Source organism: Paenibacillus sp. CAU 1782 (assembly GCF_054551715.1).
In genome coordinates this window covers 566,006-584,602 of sequence record NZ_JBTOLL010000001.1, presented here as the reverse complement: position 1 = coordinate 584,602, position 18,597 = coordinate 566,006, and the positions used below count along the sequence as shown (strand labels likewise).

Below are 18,597 nucleotides of genomic sequence, written 5' to 3'. Positions count from 1 at the left end.
CATCTTATGCCGTTGCCCAAACGGGGGTGAGGAAATGGGAAAGAAAAAAAGCCGCGCTCCCGGGCTGCCTGAACAGCAATCCGGTAACACGGCTCTGCATAACAATATAATTGCAAATCAGTTTTCACTTCACTCCGGTGTGGCCAAACCCTCCGGCTCCCCTGACCGTATCGGGAAGCTCCTCAGCTTCCTGAATCTCAACCTGGGGAATTTCCTGAAAGACCATTTGAGCGATCCGCTCGCCCCTTGTAATCACAAACGGCTCTTGGCCATGGTTAATCAACAGCACTTTGACTTCACCACGGTAATCCGCGTCAATGGTTCCCGGGGAATTCAACGAGGTAATGCCGTGCTTAAACGCCAAGCCGCTGCGAGGACGAATTTGCGCCTCCAGATTTGCCGGCATTGCCATGGCAAAGCCCGTTGGAATCAATTTTCGTTCGCCCGGGTTCAGCGTTACGGGTTCCCCGACTGCAGCCTGCAGGTCAAATCCTGCGGCCCACTCCGACATTTTGCGAGGCAACTGAATATCTTCATTGCCTTCAAGCCGCTTAAACAGAACTTGATACAAATTGGTCCCTCCTCAATCCCGAAGCATCCTTGTCGCTATTGCCCACCATTGCAACCGCAAATGGCTGGGACAATATTCTGCGGGTTACTTCCTGTATATCTTCCATTGTCACATTGTCAATTCGGGCAAGAAGCTCATCCAGCGTATAATGGCGTCCCAGCATCAGCTCGTTTTTGCCAATTCGATTCATACGGCTGCTGGTGCTTTCTAGGCTGAGGATCAGCGATCCCTTCAGTTGCTCTTTGCCCCGGAACAACTCTTCCTCCGAAAGACCTTTGACGGAAAGCTCTCCAAGCTGCTCCATAGTGAGATCCAGCACTTCCTTTGTTTGCTTCGGAGCTGTGCCGGCATAGATGGTAAACAATCCGGAATCTGCATATCCCATATGATAGGAATACACGGAATAAGCAAGGCCGCGTTTTTCTCTGATTTCCTGGAACAAGCGGGAGCTCATACCGCCTCCAAGCGCGTTGTTCAGCAAAATCATGGCATATAGCTTGGCATCCCGATTGGAGCAGCCCGGGAATGACAGACAGAGATGGTTTTGCTCCGTCTTTTTTTTGTAGAAAATATAATCCCCTTGAAACGCCGGCGCATCCGGGACGATTGGGGAGCTATGCCGGGAGAAAGCGCCAAAATGCTTCTCCAGCAGCTCCAAAATGTCCGCTTCCTGAATATTGCCCGCCACGCTGATCACTACGTTTTCGACCGTGTAACGTTCATTTATGTACGATCTAAGCGTATCGGAATTCATGAGCAAAAGGCGCTCTTCCAGGCCCAATATCGAATAAGCCAATGGATGATCGCCAAACGCAGCGCGCGAAGCTTCATCATGGACCTTGTCATCCGGAGTATCCTCATACATGGAGATTTCTTCCAGAATCACGTTTTTTTCCTTCGCCAGTTCGCCTTCATCCAGCTGCGAATTAAAAAACATATCGGCTAACGCGTCAACGGCAATGGGCAAATGCTGATCCAGCACCTTGGCGAAATAGCAGGTATACTCCTTTGAAGTAAATGCATTGACATTGCCGCCGATACCATCAAACAAATCGGCAATATCTTTTGCGGAGCGGGTATCCGTGCCCTTAAAAAGCATATGTTCGATAAAATGGGAAATCCCATTATTGTCTTTGGTTTCATGGCGCGATCCCGTTTTGACCCAAATGCCGAAGGAAACGGATCTTACCGTAGGTATGTATTCCACAACGACTCGCAATCCATTGCTAAGATTGTATTTGTTCACCAAGCGTCCCCCTATAAGTTCGTGAAATTCATGAATGATATCACTATATCAGAATCTCCCTATCCCCTCAACATTTGGAGCCAGCCGCGCCGGGGATAAGGTTTCGCTTACCGTACCTATGGCATACCCTTTACGTTTGGCAGCTGCGATCATGCCCGGCAACGCATCTCTGGAGGATTTTGTCGGATGCATCAAAATCAGTGCTCCCGGCTCCAGCTTCCGATCGATTTTGGCAACGATGGAATCAGGCGGCGGTTTCTTCCAGTCCACGGTATCGATGGTCCATAATACAGTGTGCAGCCCCAATTCCCGGGCGATTTGCACGGTTGTTCCGTTGAAGGAACCCGATGGCGGCGCAAACCATTTGTTCTGTACAGCAAGCTTTTCCTTCAGCAATTTTTCCGTTCGGCTGATTTGGTTGTATTGCTCGCCGCGGCTTAACGTAACCATATCGGGATGGGAATATGCATGATTGGACAGCTCATGGCCTTTGGCCGCAATTTGTTCCGCCAGCTCCGTATTTTTGGCTAACCAGCTGCCATCCAGAAAAAACGTCGCTTTTACATTTTCCCGCTCCAGCGTCTCCAGTATACTGGGCAAATACTCATTGCCCCACGCCACATTTACCATAAACGAAATCATTTTTTTGTCGGAATTTCCTCTATAGATCGGCTGGGCGCCTAGCTGCTGCAAGTTGATTCGCGGTTCAATTTCCTTATACCGATAGACGATGGAGCTGCCCCTTGGCGATGACAAGGTGTCCAGATAAGTTTGTTCGATATCCACCTCAAGACCGTTATATCCCGGTATAGCGTGCCAAACCCGGTCGATCCGTGCATCCACGGGAGGAATTCTGCTGCTCTCCGCAAATTGCACAATGGTGTTGTATAGCTCAAGCTTGTCTTGCTCGTTCAGCGACGGAGCTGCAAGAACCGTTGTTGCGTCGCTTCCCTTCACTGTTGCGATAAAGGAGCGGACATCCCCGTTCATTTTAATAAAAACAAGCAGCATGAGCATACTGGCTGCGATTACCGTTGCTTTTCGCAAAAACATGTCCTTCACTCCCGGTCCGCAGCTTAAATCTGCTGCGCTTGTCTCTTACGACCAAGTTTATGAGACGGCGGACAAGAATATAACCCCCGCAAAAAGCAGCGCACAGCAAAAAGAGACAGATGGACTCTGACTCTTCGGCAAAACTGTATGGAATTTGAATGTTTTCCGGCGATTACGTTTGGCTTGTCTCAGGAGCTGTCAGCAGCACTTTACGCGACAGGTTGACACGGCCTTGTTGATCAATTTCAGTAACCTTAACCGTAATTTGATCGCCGATTTTTACAACGTCTTCGCATTTAGCCACACGTTCCGTTGAAAGCTGCGAAATATGAACCAGTCCGTCTTTGTTAGGAAGAATCTCAACAAATACGCCGAACTTTTCAATTCTCTTGACTGTGCCAAGGTAAACTTCGCCAACAACAACTTCCTTCACAATGCCTTCGATAATGGATTTGGCTTTTTGGTTCATCTCTTCGTTGGAGGAAGCGATAAATACCATGCCGTCTTGTTCGATGTCGATTTTCACGCCTGTTTCTTCAATGATTTTGTTGATGATTTTGCCGCCTGCGCCAATAACATCGCGGATTTTGTCCGGGTTAATGCGAAGCGTCAAAATTTTCGGAGCATATTTGGACAGATTGCCGCGCGGCTCTTTCATCACTTCAAGCATTTTGCCCAGGATATGCAGACGTCCAAGACGAGCTTGCTCCAGCGATTGCTGCAGAATGCTGCGGTCGATGCCGTCGATTTTGATATCCATCTGAATAGCCGTTACGCCTTGAGCCGTACCCGCTACCTTGAAGTCCATGTCGCCCAGGTGATCTTCCATGCCCTGAATATCGGACAAAATGGAGAAATGCTCGCCGTCTTTGATCAAGCCCATCGCGATACCCGCAACCGGAGCTTTAATCGGAACGCCTGCATCCATCATTGCAAGTGTGCTTGCGCAAATGCTTGCTTGCGATGTAGAACCATTGGATTCCAGTACCTCAGATACCAAACGAATGGCATACGGGAACTCGGCTTCAGACGGAATTACTTTGGACAATGCCCGTTCGCCAAGCGCGCCATGACCGATTTCTCTGCGGCCCGGAGGACGGAGCGGTCTTGCTTCGCCTACGCTGAAAGGCGGGAAATTGTAGTGATGCATAAAACGTTTGGTTTCTTCCGGCGAAATGCCATCCAAAATTTGAACGTCACCCATAGCACCCAATGTACAAATGCTAAGCGCTTGCGTTTGTCCACGTGTGAACAAGCCGGAGCCGTGCGTACGCGGCAAAATCGAAACGTCGCAATCAATTGGACGGATTTCATCCAAACCGCGACCGTCAGGACGGACCTTGTCATGCGTAATAAGACGACGAACTTCTTCTTTAACGATATCGTACAGTACCTCTTTAACATCGCCAAGCAGTTCAGGAGTCCCCGCGTATTGCGCTTCAAAATGAGCTACGGCATCGCCGTTAACAGCATCGATTGCTTCTTGGCGAGCATGCTTTTCGGGTATGCGAATGGCTTCTTGAAGACGCGCGGATGCGAATGCACGAACAGCAGCATTCACTTCGGCGTTTACGCTATGCAGCTTAACAGCCATCTTTTCCTTGCCGGCAACTGCCTGCAGGTTGTTGATGGTTTCAACGATACCTCTGATCGCATCATGACCAAACATGATTGCTTCCAGCATCACTTCTTCGGAAACTTCGTTAGCCTCGGCTTCCACCATCATGATGGCGTCTTTTGTTCCGGACACGACAACAAAAATGTCGCTTTGCTCCTGTTGCTCAACAGTCGGGTTAATGACGAACTCCCCGCCGATACGTCCCACGATCACGCCGCCGATTGGGCCGCTGAAAGGCACATCGGAGATCGTCAAAGCAGCTGAAGTACCGATCATCGCAGCGATTTCCGGCGAACAATCCTGGTCAACGCTCATCACGATATTCGCGATTTGCACATCATTACGGAAACCATCAGGGAATAGCGGGCGAATAGGCCTGTCCGTCAAACGGCTGGACAGAATCGCTTTTTCGCTTGGACGTCCTTCGCGCTTGATGAAACCGCCTGGAATTTTGCCTACAGCATACATACGTTCTTCATAGTTAACAGTCAACGGGAAGAAATCAAGATCCTTTGGCTCCGTTGAAGCTGTAACGGTACACAAAATAACCGTTTCCCCATATTGCACGGTCACGGCTGCATTAGCTTGCTTCGCCAGGCGTCCTGTTTCCAGAATAAGCGGCCGTCCGCCCAACGTCATTTCAACACGTTTTGTCATGTACGTAAATCCCTCCTTTTCCTATTGCAAAAAGCAACCCGACACCCCCTTGTCCAGTTCATCCGGACGGCAGGACAATCAGGTTGCTTTTCGATACGCAGCTTAACGGCGCAAGCCGAGTTTTTCAATCAATGCGCTGTAACGTCTAACATCTTTGTTCTTCAGGTATGCCAACAACTTACGGCGTTGACCTACCATCTTGAGCAAACCACGACGCGAATGATGATCCTTCTTGTGCGTCCGCAAATGATCAGTCAAGTTAACAATGTTTTCCGTAAGGATAGCAACTTGAACTTCAGGGGACCCTGTGTCGCTTGCGTGCGTCTTGTGAGTCTCGATCAGTTCTTGCTTGCGTTCTTGAGTGATAGCCATCCTTGTTCACCTCCCTCATTATAATCGCCATTGGCCTCGCCGCCGTCGGTGAGAACGATCAACCAAGCCAAGGTTCAATGTACGGCTCCATTGCAAAACAATGGGAAACAGCCGCAACCTCAAACATCATAGCATATATAAATGCCAATGTACAGCCAGACAAAAAAATAAGCCTGCAAGAGCCTTGTCAGAGATTGTACGGATATATGAATAATTCCCCATTTTCTTGCATCTTAAACCATTCCTGTTGCTGGAACAAAAAATCGCCCCAAAGAAACTTTTCAGCTCCTTCGGGACGATGCTTGATTATTTCAAATGCTGATGAAGCCAAGACTCCGCCGTATCCCGGTCAAGCCCGATTTGCTGAATCAGTTCGGCTGCAGAAGAAAACTTCCGCTCCGCCCGTATAAAATGCCTAAACTGTATCTTCATGCTCTGACCGTAGATTTCGCGGTTGAACGAAAATAAGTGAGCTTCCATTACCGGCTTAATTTCACCCGTATTAAATGTTGGTTTCATCCCGAAATTCAATACGCCGCCATGCCGCTCTCCGTTTATCCATGCCGTGATTGCATATACGCCAAGCCGAGGCTGAACGTATGCGCCGTCAAGCTCCAGATTTGCGGTAGGAAAACCGATAGTCCGCCCTCTTTTGTCGCCATGAACAATAACGCCAGACACTTCATAAGGTCTTCCCAGCAGTGTATTTACCACTCCAAGTTCGCCTTGCTCAAGGGCTTCCCTCACGCGGGTGCTGCTGACCTTTTGCCCTTCCAAATGGAACGGCTCCACGATGTCAACGGAGATAGCGGGATTGCAAAGCTCCTGAAGCGTCTCAGCCTTCCCCGCTCCCTTGCTGCCAAACGTGAAGTCAAAACCAACAAAGGCATGAGCGACGCCGAGCGGCTCCAGAACGCTATCTACAAATGCTTTTGGCGGAAGCGCCGCAAACTCGTGATTGAACTTCATAATATAGACGACTTGCACGCCAAGTTCAGCAAACTGCTCCATCTTGATAACAGGAGGAGTCAGGCAGCTGAAGTAATGCTGGCCATGGCCCAATACTTCCTTGGGATGAGGCGAAAAGGTTAAAACCGCAGGCTTTAAGCCACGTTCCTTACCTGCATTGACCGCGCGCGCAATGACGTCCTGATGACCGCGATGTACGCCGTCGAAATGGCCGATGGCCATTGAAAGCTGCTGAATCGTTTCTCCTGATTCCGTTCCGGAAAGCGGATAAGAGATATGAATGATTTCCACAGATGACACACCTGCATTCCCTGATTGACCATGACGGGAAAACAATCGTTATCTTTCACCGGCAGGCCATACGTAATGTTAACTACTAAGGCAAAAATACCTTGACCGGCACAAAAAGTCCCGCTTCAACATCGCTGCGGTAGATACCCAGAAAGGTACCATTGCCGTCGTACAGACGAGCAAGTCCGTCCTGATTCAACGTCTCCGTGACTTCAGCGGCATCAAGCGGCAGCTTTTGTCCCAACAAAGCCTTTTTGGCAGCCCAAGGAGGGAGCGTGCCCGCAGGGATATGGGAAATCCCCTGGTCGGCTGGAATTAGACGCCCTTCAAGCTCGCCCGCGTCCGCTAGCTCCTGAATTTGCTCCAGCGTCAAGCAGCTTTCCGCCGTAATCCCGCCGGACATGGTGCGGACCAGCTTGGCCATTGTTGCAGGAAGCTCAAGAGCTTTGCCGATATCAACACATAGTGTTCGTATATAAGTCCCTTTTGAGCAAACGACCGAAAACGCAATTTCAGGCTGATCCATGTCCAGCTTTGCACTCAACAATTGAATCTCGTGAATGGTAACTTCTCTGGACTTGCGCTCCACCTGTTTGCCTTCGCGAGCAAGCTCGTACAATCGCTTGCCGTCCACCTTGACGGCGGAGAACATCGGCGGCACCTGCTGAATGGTTCCTTGAAACCGCTCCAGCACTTCCGCGATCTCCTCCTGCGTCAATGCGCGGACGGGACGCTGCTCAATAATCTGGCCGGTCATATCCTCCGTGTCAGTGGCAATGCCAAGCTTCAACACGGCTTCATACGCTTTTGGCCGTTCCTGAACATATTCCACCACGCGGGTGGAACGTCCTAGGCAAAGCGGGAGCACGCCAGTAACCATCGGGTCAAGGGTTCCGGCGTGGCCAATCCGCTTTAACCGGAGGATTCGCCGGACTTTTGCGACAACGTCATGCGAAGTCCAGCCTTCCGGCTTCCAGACTGCCAAAATTCCGTCCATGAATTAAATCAACGCCTTTCTTACGGCTTCCACCATTGCGGCCATAGCCTCTTGCAGCGGCCCTTCCAAACGGCAGCCCGCTGCGCGGACATGTCCGCCTCCGCCAAACGCTTGGGCGATAGCAGCTACGTCAGCTTTGCCTGCGGAGCGCAAGCTGGCTTTAACAGAACCGTCTTCCGCTTCCTTGAACAAAATGCCGACTTCGACGCCATCTACATTGAGGGCATAATTGACGATTCCCTCCAAGTCTTCCGGCACCGCGCCGATTTCGCTCAAATCGTTGCGGGTAACATAAAGCCAGCCAATTTCCAGGTTGTCGCTAAACACAAGACGGCTAAGCGTTGTTTGCAGCAACCGCAGCTTGGCGATTGTCATCCGCTCCAATAACAAGTCCGCAAGCTGGCTGCCGGAAACCCCTATGGCCAGCAAGTTTGCCGCGATTTCCATCACACGAGGGCTTGTATTGGAATAACGGAAACCGCCCGTATCTGTAAGCAATCCGGTATAAATAGCGGTAGCGCAATCCAGATCCGGGGTGAAGCCGGCCCGCAAAATCAAATCGTACAAGATCTCCACTGTTGCCGCTGCGTGCGGAACGATAACGTTCACCAACCCAAAAGAATCGTTTGTGGGATGGTGATCGATATTCAAAATTTCAGCCTGCGGTGCAAACAGCGCATCGGTTGCGCCTACCCTGCGGTAATCAGCGCAGTCCACCGTTATAACGGCATCAAAGGAGCCCTGTAGCGGGGACTCCTTCAATACGTTGATGTCGTGGAAACGATGCAAATATTGGAGCCTGGAAGGAAGCGGGCTTTCATTGACCAGTACAAACGTCTTGCCCAGCCGCTCCAGCAGCCATGACACCGCCACGGTAGAACTGATGGCATCGCCGTCCGGCTGTACATGAGAAACAACAAGAAAGGAAGAATGCTTCCTTATAAAAGCCAATGCGTCATCCAGCTGCTTGTTGTACTTTTCAGCTTCCGTCACTTGTCGCCGTTCCCTGTATTAATGCTTTCCAGCAGAGATTCGATTCTGCTGCCGTATTCAATACTGCTGTCGAACTTGAACAGCAGCTCCGGCGTATGGCGAAGCTTCATTCGCTTGCCAAGCTCGGAACGCAGGAAGCCCGTTGCGCTAGCAAGCGCTTTGAGCGTAGCTTCCTTCTGTTCGTCGTTGCCCAGCACGCTCAAATAGATGCGAGCCTGAGACAAATCGCTGGTTGTTTCGACGCCGGTTACCGTAATAAATCCGATGCGCGGGTCCTTCAACTCCGATTGAATAATTTGGCTCAATTCCTTTTTAATCTGCTCACTTACTCTTCCGACACGGATTTTTGCCATGTCTTATCACCTCTCTACCGTTTCCATGACGAAGGCTTCAATCATATCTCCTTCTTTAATATCGCTAAAGCGTTCCAGCGTTATACCGCATTCGTAGCCTTGCGCCACTTCTTTGGCGTCATCCTTGAACCGTTTCAGGGAATCGACCTTGCCTGTATAAACGACGATGCCGCTGCGCACAATGCGCGCTTCAGCTGAACGAGTGATCTTGCCATCAACAACCATACAGCCGGCGATTGCGCCAACTTTGGTTACTTTAAATACGTTACGAACCTCGGCATGACCGATAACCACTTCTTTGTAAATCGGATCAAGCATGCCTTTCATCGCTTGTTCGATCTCGTCAATCACGTTATAGATGACGCGGTGCATGCGAACGTCAACCTTCTCCTGCGCAATTGTAGCTTCGGCCTGCGGGTCAGGACGAACGTTAAAGCCGATCACGATTGCGTTGGAAGCCGATGCCAGAATAACGTCGGATTCTGTGATTGCGCCTACGCCGCTGTGAATGATTTTGACGCGAACGCCTTCGATGTCGATCTTGGCCAGAGAGCCTTTAAGCGCCTCAGTGGAACCTTGCACGTCACCTTTGATGATCACGTTCAGATCCTTGATTTCGCCCTCTTTAATATGGTTGTACAGATCGTCAAGCGTAACGCGAGTATTTGCGCCCATCTCCGACTGGCGGTGTTTGATGGCGCGTCGTTCAGCGATTGCCCGAGCTTTGCGCTCATCTTCAAATACCATAAACGGATCGCCTGCAAGAGGCACTTCCGTCAAACCGGTAATTTCAACAGGAGTGGACGGACCCGCTTCTTTCATGCGGCGGCCGCGGTCGTTGACCATGGCGCGTACACGGCCGAAACAGTTGCCCGCTACGAATGCGTCTCCTACCTTAAGCGTGCCGTGCTGAACCAGAATCCGCGCTACAGGGCCTTTGCCTTTGTCGAGCTCGGCTTCAATAACAGTCGCGCGAGCGCGCTTGTTAGGGTTCGCCTTGAATTCGTTAACTTCCGCAACGAGCAGAATCATTTCCAGAAGCGTCTCCAGGCCGATGCGCTGCTTAGCAGAAACTTCTACGAAAATGGTATCGCCGCCCCATTCTTCCGGAACCAGCTCATATTCGGTCATTTCCTGCTTGATTTTATCAACATTGGCTTCCGGCTTATCGATTTTGTTAACCGCAACGATAATCGGTACGCCAGCGGCTTTTGCATGGCTGATAGCTTCCACAGTTTGCGGCATAATGCCGTCATCCGCAGCAACTACGATAATGGTAATATCCGTTACTTGTGCGCCGCGCGCCCGCATGAGCGTAAACGCTTCGTGGCCCGGAGTATCCAGGAACGTAATTTTTTTATGGTTGATCTCGACTTGGTAAGCACCGATATGCTGCGTAATGCCGCCCGCTTCGCCGCCGGTTACATTGGTTTTGCGGATGGCGTCCAGCAAGGTTGTTTTGCCGTGGTCGACGTGGCCCATAATGGTAACAACCGGAGGACGACCAAGCAAGTTTTCTTCCTCATCCGTTTCTTCAACGGTTTCAAACGTATCTTCTTCAACCGGAATTTTCACTTCTACTTCAACGCCGTATTCGCCTGCAAGCAACAAAATGGCGTCCATGTCGATTTCCTGGTTAATGGTAGCCATAACACCCAGGAACAACAGCTTTTTGATAACCTCGGACGCGTCTTTATGAAGCAGTTTGGCCAGTTCGCCAACCGTCATTGTGCCGCGGACGATAATTTTCTTCGGTGTGTTGTCGATTTTTTCACGCGGAGGCGACTGCTGCTTGCCTCTGCCTTTTCCGCCACGGTTGCTGTTTCTGCCAAAACCGCCGGAACGTCCGTCTTCAAAACGTTTTTGTCCGTTTCCGCCTCTTGCTTTATCTTTGTTGAAACGGTCATCGGAGCCGCTGCGCGGCTGCGTGCCTCTGGAATCAAAGCTGCGGCTTTGTCCCTGGGAAGGAGCAGAGGAAGTGCGATTGCCTGCACCGCCCGTGGAAGCTCCGCCACCTTGACCGCCTCGGTTTTGGCCGCCGCCTCCGAAGGAGCGGTTTCCGCCTTGACCGCCGCTATTGCCGCCTTGGCCAAAGCCAGAACGTTGGCCGGAGCCGCCGCCTTGGCCTGCCGGACGATTGCCGCCTTGACCGCCGGTTGGGCGATTGCCGCCCTGGCTGCTTTGCGGACGGTTACCCGTACCTTGTCCGCCGGATGACGGACGGCTGCCTTGGCTTGAGCCGTTGCGATTTGAACTTTGGCTTCCTTGCGGACGATTATTTCCTTGGCCTTGACCGCCGCTGCGGTTCTGACCTTGACCTTGTCCTTGACCCGCGGGCCGGTCGCCCTGCTGTGGTCTTGGCTCACGTTGTTGTTCCGTTGGTTGTGTTTGAGTTTTCGTATTAATAGAGTTCATTGTCCCCTGTCTGTCTTGAGTTGTATTTCGATTGGCGCTTTGCTGCGACTGCGACTGCGGCTTTGCAACTGACGATGCCGATGCCGTACCGCTTTCTTGAGCGCGCTTTGCCGCTGCATTTGCCTTAATGTCGCGGAAAAAGCCCTCGACCTTGTGAACCATTTCATTTTCCATAACGCTCATATGATTATTGACGGGCAAGCTCAGCCGTTTCAATATCGTAATGATTTCTTTGCTGCTCATATTGAGGGATTTGGCGTACTCATAGACTCGCAGCTTGTCTTTATTGTCCTTGCTGTCCTGTTTGTTGCTCAATAGAATCCACCTCCGTATTTTGGCTCAGATGATGTGAGATCATTTTTCCGAATTGCACATCCGTAACGGCCAGCACTACGCGCTCGGACTTGCCAATCGCCTTTCCAAGCTGTTCACGGTGAAATGCCTCGGCGAGTTGTATTCCGTAGGTGCCGCATTTATCTGCGAACTTTTTTTTAGTATTGTCGGAAGCGTCTGCCGCGATGATAACCAGATGCGCCTTGCGGCCGCGAACGGCTTTCAGCACGATTTCATCGCCGGATATTAGCTTCCCCGCACGCATTGCCATGCCAATCATCGACAGCGCTTTATCAGGCTTCATCCTGCTCCAGCTCCTTTGCAGCTATAAATTCGTCCTCTACTGCTGCAAATTGCTTCTCCAGGCTGTCGTAGATGTCATCGCCCACGGGCAATTTAAGCGCACGGTCAAGCGCCTTGCTTTTCCGGGCCAGCTTGAAGCAGCTCGCCTTGCCGCACAAGTATGCGCCGCGCCCGGCTTTTTTTCCTTTGAGATCGATTTCCACCTCGTCGGACGGTGTCCGCACGACCCGAATGAGCTCCCTCTTCGGCATCATTAATTGACAAGCTACGCATTTGCGAAGCGGCACTTTCCTCGGTCTCATGTCACACCCTCCTCAAGCAAACCGCTAGTCGATGGAGACAGAATCCTGATGCATCGTTCCCGACGCCGTTTTTGGACGACCGTACTCCTGCTCCGCCTGGGTTTCGCTTTTGATATCAATTTTCCAGCCGGTCAGCTTGGCGGCTAGGCGGGCGTTTTGGCCCTTAATGCCGATCGCAAGCGAAAGCTGGTAATCCGGCACGATAACACGCGCCATTTTTTCATTTTCAAACACAATGACTTCCACCACTTTGGATGGGCTCAGCGCATTGGCTACGTATTCCTCGACGTTTTCAGACCAACGCACGATATCGATTTTTTCGCCCTTCAGCTCGCTGACGATCGTCTGGACGCGAATGCCCTTTTGACCAACGCAGGAGCCAACGGGATCAACCTCTTCGTTGCGGGAATGAACCGCGATTTTGGAACGGAAACCCGCTTCGCGGGCAACGGAGCGAATTTCAACCACGCCGTCGTAAATTTCCGGAACTTCCAGCTCGAACAACCGCTTCAGCAAGCCAGGGTGGGTACGGGACATAATAATTTGCGGCCCCTTGGTTGTATTCTCCACCTTGGTAATAAACGCCTTAATTCGATCGCCGTGCTTAAACTTGTCAGTCGGCATCATTTCGGTAAGCGGCAGCACAGCCTCAACCTTGCCCAGATCAACAAACAGGTTGCGAACGTCTTGACGCTGCACGATTCCGTTGACGATATCCTCTTCTTTGTCGATAAAAGCGTTGTAGACCAAACCGCGCTCCGCTTCGCGAATACGCTGCATGACCACCTGTTTGGCCGTTTGCGCCGCAATACGTCCGAAATCCCGAGGCGTCACCTCGATTTCGGCGATATCGTCGATCTGATAATGAGGATTGATTTCCCTGGCGGCTTCCGCCGCAATTTCAAGGCGTGGATCAAGCACTTCATCCACAACCGTTTTGCGTGCATAAACCCGAATAACGCCAGTATAACGATTAATATCGACTCTCACGTTTTGCGCGGTGTTGAAGTTGCGCTTATAGCTCGAAATCAATGCAGCCTCAATCGCTTCAAGCAGCACTTCCTTGGCTATTCCCTTGTCTCTTTCGATCTCTTGCAAGGCTTCAATAAAATCCATACTCATTGGAATGTTGTTCCCCCTTTCATAATAGAAACCATGTTAAAATACGACGGCCAGACGGGCGCTGGCTACCTTGCCATACGGAATGGACACTTTTTTCTTTCCTTCTTCCACAACGACAACATCGTCTTCGAAGGAGAGCAGTCGCCCTTCAAATTCTTTGGCTCCGCCAACCGGCTCGTACGTCGTTATAAAAACATGCTTGCCAACCGCCTTGCGCACATCTTCCGGTTTCTTCAGCGGCCTTTCGGCTCCGGGCGACGAGACCTCCAGAAAATAAGCTCCGGAGATGGGATCGTTTCCGTCCAGCTGTTCGCTGACATATTCACTTATGCGCCCGCATTCGTCTATGTCAATGCCGCCTTCTTTATCCACGAAAATACGCAGAAACCAGTTGCTGCCTTCCTTGATATATTCGATATCGACCAGTTCAAAGCCATTGTCAATGAGGTAAGGCTGCACCATGTCCTCAATGACGGATTTGATTTTGGATGTGCTCAACTTGAATGAACCTCCTGTTTGTGGCTGCGCCGTGCGCAACGTATAATACCGTAATACAAAACGTAAAGAGTGGGTTTCCCCACTCTTCTGCATCAAGATTCTATCCCCATCATTGCCACAAAAATTATATCATAATCGTAAAATCGTGACAAGAAATGATTTCTAGTTCTAAAACAGGGAAAGCTGATTGGATTCCGGCAAGCCGCGGAAGCAGCCCATGCCGCCAAGAACCTCAATAATGGTTTTGGTCGCTTTGGACTTCATTTGGAAATCCTCGATGGACAGAAATTCCCCTTCCTCTCTGGCGGCCGCTATATTGCGTGCGGCGTTATCGCCGATGCCGGCAATTGCCGCAAACGGAGGAATCAGACTGTCGCCGTCCACCTGGAATTTGGTCGCATGAGAGCGATACAGGTCAATCGGCTTAAAGGAAAAACCCCGCGCCGTCATTTCAAGCGACATCTCCAATTGGGAGGTCATGGCTTTTTCCTTTGGCGTAGCGCTGAAACCCTTGCCTTCAATTTCGATCAGCTTGCGCAGGATAGCGTCATAGCCCTGGCACAGCAGCTCCAGATCAAAATCGTCGGCCCGCACGGTAAAGTAAGTCGCGTAATAATGGATCGGATAATACAGTTTGAAAAAGGCGGTCCGCACGGCGGAAATAACATATGCGGCGGCATGCGCCTTCGGAAACATGTATTCAATGCGCAGACAGGAATCAATATACCAAGCCGGCACCTTGCAATTTTTCATTTCCTCGATCCACTCCGGCGTCAAACCTTTGCCTTTACGTACGCTTTCCGTTATTTTGAATGCCAGCCCGGCATCCATTCCCGCTTTATAAATGAGGTAAAGCATAATGTCGTCACGGCAGCCAATAACAGTTTTGATGTTGCAGGTGCCGTTTTTGATCAATTCCTGCGCATTGCCAAGCCATACGCCGGTGCCGTGCGACAAGCCCGAAATTTGCAGCAAGTCGGCAAATGACGAAGGCTGGGTTTCCTGAAGCATCTGGCGCACAAATTTGGTGCCCATTTCCGGCACGCCATAGGTCGCCACCGCCGAGCGGATCTTCTCCGGAGCTACTCCCAACGCCGTCGTGGAGTTGAACATGCTCATCACTTTGGGATCGTTCATCGGAATCGATGTTGGATCCACATCCGTCAGATCCTGCAGCATCCGCATCATCGTGGGATCGTCATGTCCCAGAATATCGAGTTTGAGCAGGTTTTCGTCGAAGGCGTGATAGTCGAAGTGGGTCGTTTTCCACTCCGCGCTGGTGTCGTCGGCCGGGTATTGAACCGGCGTTACATCCTCTACTTCGATATAATCCGGCACAACTACGATGCCGCCGGGATGCTGCCCCGTGCTGCGCTTGACGCCCGTACAGCCGCTTGCAAGCCGCGCGAGCTCCGCTCCGCGCCATTTTTTCTGGTGCTCTTCTTCATATTTCTTGGCAAACCCGTAAGCCGTTTTTTCGGCAACCGTACCGATTGTCCCGGCGCGAAACACGCTTTTTTCGCCAAAGAGAACTTTGGTATAGTTATGGGCCACCGGCTGGTATTCACCGGAAAAGTTAAGGTCGATATCGGGAACTTTGTCGCCCTTAAAGCCCAGGAACGTCTCGAACGGAATGTCTTGCCCTTCGCCCTTCATCGGCTTGTCGCAATGCGGGCAAAGCTTGTCCGGCAGGTCAAAGCCGCTTGGCACGCTGCCATCAAGAAACCATTCGCTATGCTTGCATTCCGGGTTTTTGCACAGGTAATGGGCTGGCAGAGGATTAACCTCCGAAATGCCCAAGAAGGTGGCAACAACCGACGATCCTACCGAACCCCGCGAGCCTACCAGATATCCGTCCTGATTGGACTTTTTAACCAGTTTCTCCGAAATGAGATAGTTGGCCGAAAAGCGATATTTGATGATCGGAACCAGTTCCTTCTCCAACCGGTCGATAACTACCTGCGGCAAATCTTCGCCGTACATCGACTTGGCTGTGTTGTAGCATGTGCTGCGGATTTCCTCGTCCGCCCCATCAATATTAGGGGTAAACAGTTCTTTCGGAAACATGTCGTAAGCCTCAAACCGGTCAGCGAGCTCCGACGTGTTGGCAACCACAACCTGGTGCGCCCTTGCTTCGCCGAGGAAGCTGAATTCCTGAAGCATTTCCTCCGTTGTCCGGAGATGGGCCTCCGGCTTCCGCATTCCTTTGAGCGGACTAAAGCCCGTTATGCCGTGAATCGTAATATCCCTGTACATTTTGTCCCTTGGGTTCAGATAATGGACATTGCCTGTCGCAATAATCGGCTTGCCCAGGCTGTCGCCGATTTCGCATACCCGGCGCATTGCGCCTTCCAGCTCTGCGCGGCTGCCTACCAAACCTTTTTCCACCAAATGCATGTAGAAGTCAAGCGGCTGGATTTCCAGCACATCGTAGAACTCGGCGACCTCCGTCGCTTCCTCCTGGGACTTGTTCAGCACCGTTTCGAAAAACTCGCCTTTTTCGCAGCCGGATATAACGAGGAGACCTTCTCTCAGTTCCCTCAGCTTGCTTTTTGGTATGGTTGCGACTCTTTTGAAATGTTCGGTATGGGATAAAGAAATCAGTTTGAACAGATTTTTTTTGCCCACTGCATTCAGCGCGTAAATATTGCAATGAAACGGCCTTGCATTGGACAAGTCAAGTCCGACATAGTCGTTCAATTGGTCCAGATTGCGGATGTTTCGTTCCGACGCATCCCCGATGAGACCAAACAAAACGCCGCCCAACGCCACGGAATCGTCTACAGCGCGGTGATGGTTTTCCAGGCTGATCTTGTATTTGTCCGACAACGTATTCAGACGATGATTCTTCATCGTTGGATGAAGGAATCTCGCAAGCTCCAGCGTGTCCAATACCGGGTTTTGCACCTCGGGCAAACCTATCGATTTGCAATTCGCCTGGATAAAGCCAATATCGAACCGCGCGTTGTGGGCAACCAGGACATCGTTTCCGATGTATTCCACAAATTCGCGAAGCTTGGGTTCCAGTTCCGGCGCATCCTTAACCATGTCGTCGTTGATGTTGGTCAATTGCTGGATGTGATACGGAATTTTTTCATGCGGATTAATAAAGGTCGAGAAACGGTCCACTTCCTTGCCGTTTTTCATCCGGACACCCGCAAGTTCGATAATTTTGTTGTTGACGACGGAAAGGCCCGTTGTCTCAATATCGAATACGATATAAGTGGTGTCGGCCAACACCTCGGAGCGGGGATTCAGCACCATGGGAACCGCGTCGTTGACAACATTGGCTTCCAATCCGAACAGCACCTTCATCCCATGCTTTTTGGCGGCTTTTACAGCGTCGGGATAACATTGAATGTTGCTGTGATCGGAGACGGCAATCGCTTTATGGCCCCATTTGGCTGCCATCTTCACATATTCACCGATAGGCGTTACCGCATCCATGGTGCTCATGGTGGTGTGCAGATGGAATTCCACCCGCTTTTCCTCTGCATTGTCCATCCGGTCTTTAGGCGCCCGCACCTCGTGAAGGTCGTTCGGCATCATGACAAGCTCGGGCTCCTGCATAAAGCGGTCGTATTCGATACGGCCCCGTGCTTTCACCCATTTGCCATTGGACAGCTGGGACAACACTTTTACGTCGTCCTTGGTTTTGGCAAACATCTTCATCGCGACGGAATCCGTAAAGTCCGTCACGTTAAATATAAACAATGTGCTGCCATTGCGAAGCTCTTTGACGTCCAGGCCAAACACCATGCCCTGTACCGTTATTTTCTTTTCTTCATCCTGTATATTCATAAGCGGAACGGGTTCTTCCCGAATATCATAGCCAACCGCCAACGGCACTGCCTCTTCGCCTTCAGGTCCCGGCTCCAGAGCTTCCGCGGCGCTTTCAGCCATCAATTGCTGGACGGCCTCCCGTTCTTCCTGCTCGATTTTCTGCATAAATTGATCGTAAACTTCCTGCCGCGGCTCGCCGACGGACAAGCTGACTCTGCAATCACGATCGAAATGACGTTTAAAAAAAGAAATGATGGCTTGATCAACCGACTTCCGCTTGGCGAGCTCCAGTCCCGTCGCATCCAGAAGCGATAGCGTAATGGCGCTGCCCTGCGCCTCCATGGAGGCCTTGGTTAACCATCCATTAACAGAGGACATTTCGCGTTGCGCCCACTCCAGAAAAAGCGGCCAATATTGCAAGATAATATTTTCCGTCTCCACGACGTCATCATAGTTCAGAACAAACGAAACCGCGGCGATATGCTGAAACTTGTTGCGTACCGCCTGGCAAAAGCCGTTAAAGGCCTGTAAAGGAACCATGGACGCTTTGCTTATGCAAAACGTCCACTCCTGATTGGATTTGCCAACGATTACCTGATCGATTTGACCATCCTGAAAATAGTTCTGAACAAGCTCCAGCGGCAAGCCTGCCTGCTGCAGCAGAAGCTCGAAGCTTTCGCGTTTGGATAATTTCAATGCCGATCTCACCCCTTGTTCAGTT

At 51.0% G+C, this 18,597-nt stretch carries 15 protein-coding genes; all 15 read right to left on the bottom strand.

Annotated elements, in window-relative coordinates; all coding sequences use genetic code 11:
* Positions 1 to 124: 124 nt before the first annotated feature.
* Entirely contained in the window at positions 125 to 571 is a 447-nt protein-coding gene (dut, locus tag ACX93W_RS02995) for a dUTP diphosphatase (protein WP_459390826.1), read from the bottom strand.
* Positions 552 to 1,817 (bottom strand): M16 family metallopeptidase, encoded by a 1,266-nt coding sequence (locus ACX93W_RS02990; RefSeq protein ID WP_459390825.1) that lies wholly within the window; start codon positions 1,815 to 1,817, stop codon positions 552 to 554. Before ACX93W_RS02990 ends, dut begins: the two co-directional genes overlap by 20 nt.
* A 48-nt stretch (positions 1,818 to 1,865) precedes the next feature.
* The gene (locus ACX93W_RS02985; protein WP_459390824.1) at positions 1,866 to 2,870 is read right to left on the bottom strand and encodes a polysaccharide deacetylase family protein; all 1,005 of its coding nucleotides are present in this window, start codon (positions 2,868 to 2,870) and stop codon (positions 1,866 to 1,868) included.
* Between the two features lie 172 nt (positions 2,871 to 3,042).
* Entirely contained in the window at positions 3,043 to 5,145 is a 2,103-nt protein-coding gene (gene pnp / locus ACX93W_RS02980) for a polyribonucleotide nucleotidyltransferase (RefSeq protein WP_459390823.1), read from the bottom strand.
* A gap of 102 nt (positions 5,146 to 5,247) precedes the next feature.
* Positions 5,248 to 5,517, bottom strand: a complete 270-nt coding sequence (rpsO, locus tag ACX93W_RS02975; RefSeq protein ID WP_068681152.1) for a 30S ribosomal protein S15 — start codon at positions 5,515 to 5,517, stop codon at positions 5,248 to 5,250.
* A gap of 306 nt (positions 5,518 to 5,823) precedes the next feature.
* Positions 5,824 to 6,777 carry a riboflavin biosynthesis protein RibF gene (ribF, locus tag ACX93W_RS02970; RefSeq protein WP_459390822.1) on the bottom strand — a complete coding sequence of 318 codons (954 nt, stop codon included), beginning with the start codon at positions 6,775 to 6,777 and terminating at the stop codon, positions 5,824 to 5,826.
* 85 nt (positions 6,778 to 6,862) lie between these two features.
* The gene (gene truB / locus ACX93W_RS02965; RefSeq protein WP_459390821.1) at positions 6,863 to 7,774 is read right to left on the bottom strand and encodes a tRNA pseudouridine(55) synthase TruB; all 912 of its coding nucleotides are present in this window, start codon (positions 7,772 to 7,774) and stop codon (positions 6,863 to 6,865) included.
* A gap of 3 nt (positions 7,775 to 7,777) precedes the next feature.
* Entirely contained in the window at positions 7,778 to 8,767 is a 990-nt protein-coding gene (locus tag ACX93W_RS02960; protein ID WP_459390820.1) for a DHH family phosphoesterase, read from the bottom strand.
* The gene (gene rbfA / locus ACX93W_RS02955) at positions 8,764 to 9,120 is read right to left on the bottom strand and encodes a 30S ribosome-binding factor RbfA (protein WP_459390819.1); all 357 of its coding nucleotides are present in this window, start codon (positions 9,118 to 9,120) and stop codon (positions 8,764 to 8,766) included. The genes ACX93W_RS02960 and rbfA overlap by 4 nt, the downstream gene beginning before the upstream one ends.
* Positions 9,121 to 9,126: 6 nt before the next feature.
* Complete coding sequence (gene infB, locus ACX93W_RS02950) at positions 9,127 to 11,850, bottom strand: translation initiation factor IF-2 (RefSeq protein ID WP_459390818.1); 2,724 nt, start codon at positions 11,848 to 11,850, stop codon at positions 9,127 to 9,129.
* Positions 11,819 to 12,172 (bottom strand): L7Ae/L30e/S12e/Gadd45 family ribosomal protein, encoded by a 354-nt coding sequence (locus ACX93W_RS02945; protein WP_459390817.1) that lies wholly within the window; start codon positions 12,170 to 12,172, stop codon positions 11,819 to 11,821. The genes infB and ACX93W_RS02945 overlap by 32 nt, the downstream gene beginning before the upstream one ends.
* Positions 12,162 to 12,473, bottom strand: coding sequence for an RNase P modulator RnpM (gene rnpM, locus ACX93W_RS02940; RefSeq protein ID WP_459390816.1), 312 nt, complete (start codon positions 12,471 to 12,473; stop codon positions 12,162 to 12,164). The genes ACX93W_RS02945 and rnpM overlap by 11 nt, the downstream gene beginning before the upstream one ends.
* 24 nt (positions 12,474 to 12,497) lie before the next feature.
* The gene (gene nusA / locus ACX93W_RS02935; protein ID WP_459390815.1) at positions 12,498 to 13,595 is read right to left on the bottom strand and encodes a transcription termination factor NusA; all 1,098 of its coding nucleotides are present in this window, start codon (positions 13,593 to 13,595) and stop codon (positions 12,498 to 12,500) included.
* Positions 13,596 to 13,631: 36 nt separating this feature from the next.
* The gene (rimP, locus tag ACX93W_RS02930; protein ID WP_459390814.1) at positions 13,632 to 14,093 is read right to left on the bottom strand and encodes a ribosome maturation factor RimP; all 462 of its coding nucleotides are present in this window, start codon (positions 14,091 to 14,093) and stop codon (positions 13,632 to 13,634) included.
* A 168-nt stretch (positions 14,094 to 14,261) separates the two neighbouring features.
* Positions 14,262 to 18,572 (bottom strand): PolC-type DNA polymerase III, encoded by a 4,311-nt coding sequence (locus ACX93W_RS02925; RefSeq protein ID WP_459390813.1) that lies wholly within the window; start codon positions 18,570 to 18,572, stop codon positions 14,262 to 14,264.
* Positions 18,573 to 18,597: the final 25 nt, after the last annotated feature.

Bases quoted from the DNA above. Each gene is read 5' to 3' on its own strand.
- ACX93W_RS02985 (WP_459390824.1), bottom strand. From the start codon at position 2,870: ATGTTTTTGCGAAAAGCAACGGTAATCGCAGCCAGTATGCTCATGCTG.
- pnp (WP_459390823.1), bottom strand. From the start codon at position 5,145: ATGACAAAACGTGTTGAAATGACGTTGGGCGGACGGCCGCTTATTCTG.
- rpsO (WP_068681152.1), bottom strand. From the start codon at position 5,517: ATGGCTATCACTCAAGAACGCAAGCAAGAACTGATCGAGACTCACAAG.
- truB (WP_459390821.1), bottom strand. From the start codon at position 7,774: ATGGACGGAATTTTGGCAGTCTGGAAGCCGGAAGGCTGGACTTCGCAT.
- rbfA (WP_459390819.1), bottom strand. From the start codon at position 9,120: ATGGCAAAAATCCGTGTCGGAAGAGTAAGTGAGCAGATTAAAAAGGAA.
- ACX93W_RS02945 (WP_459390817.1), bottom strand. From the start codon at position 12,172: ATGAAGCCTGATAAAGCGCTGTCGATGATTGGCATGGCAATGCGTGCG.
- rnpM (WP_459390816.1), bottom strand. From the start codon at position 12,473: ATGAGACCGAGGAAAGTGCCGCTTCGCAAATGCGTAGCTTGTCAATTA.
- nusA (WP_459390815.1), bottom strand. From the start codon at position 13,595: ATGAGTATGGATTTTATTGAAGCCTTGCAAGAGATCGAAAGAGACAAG.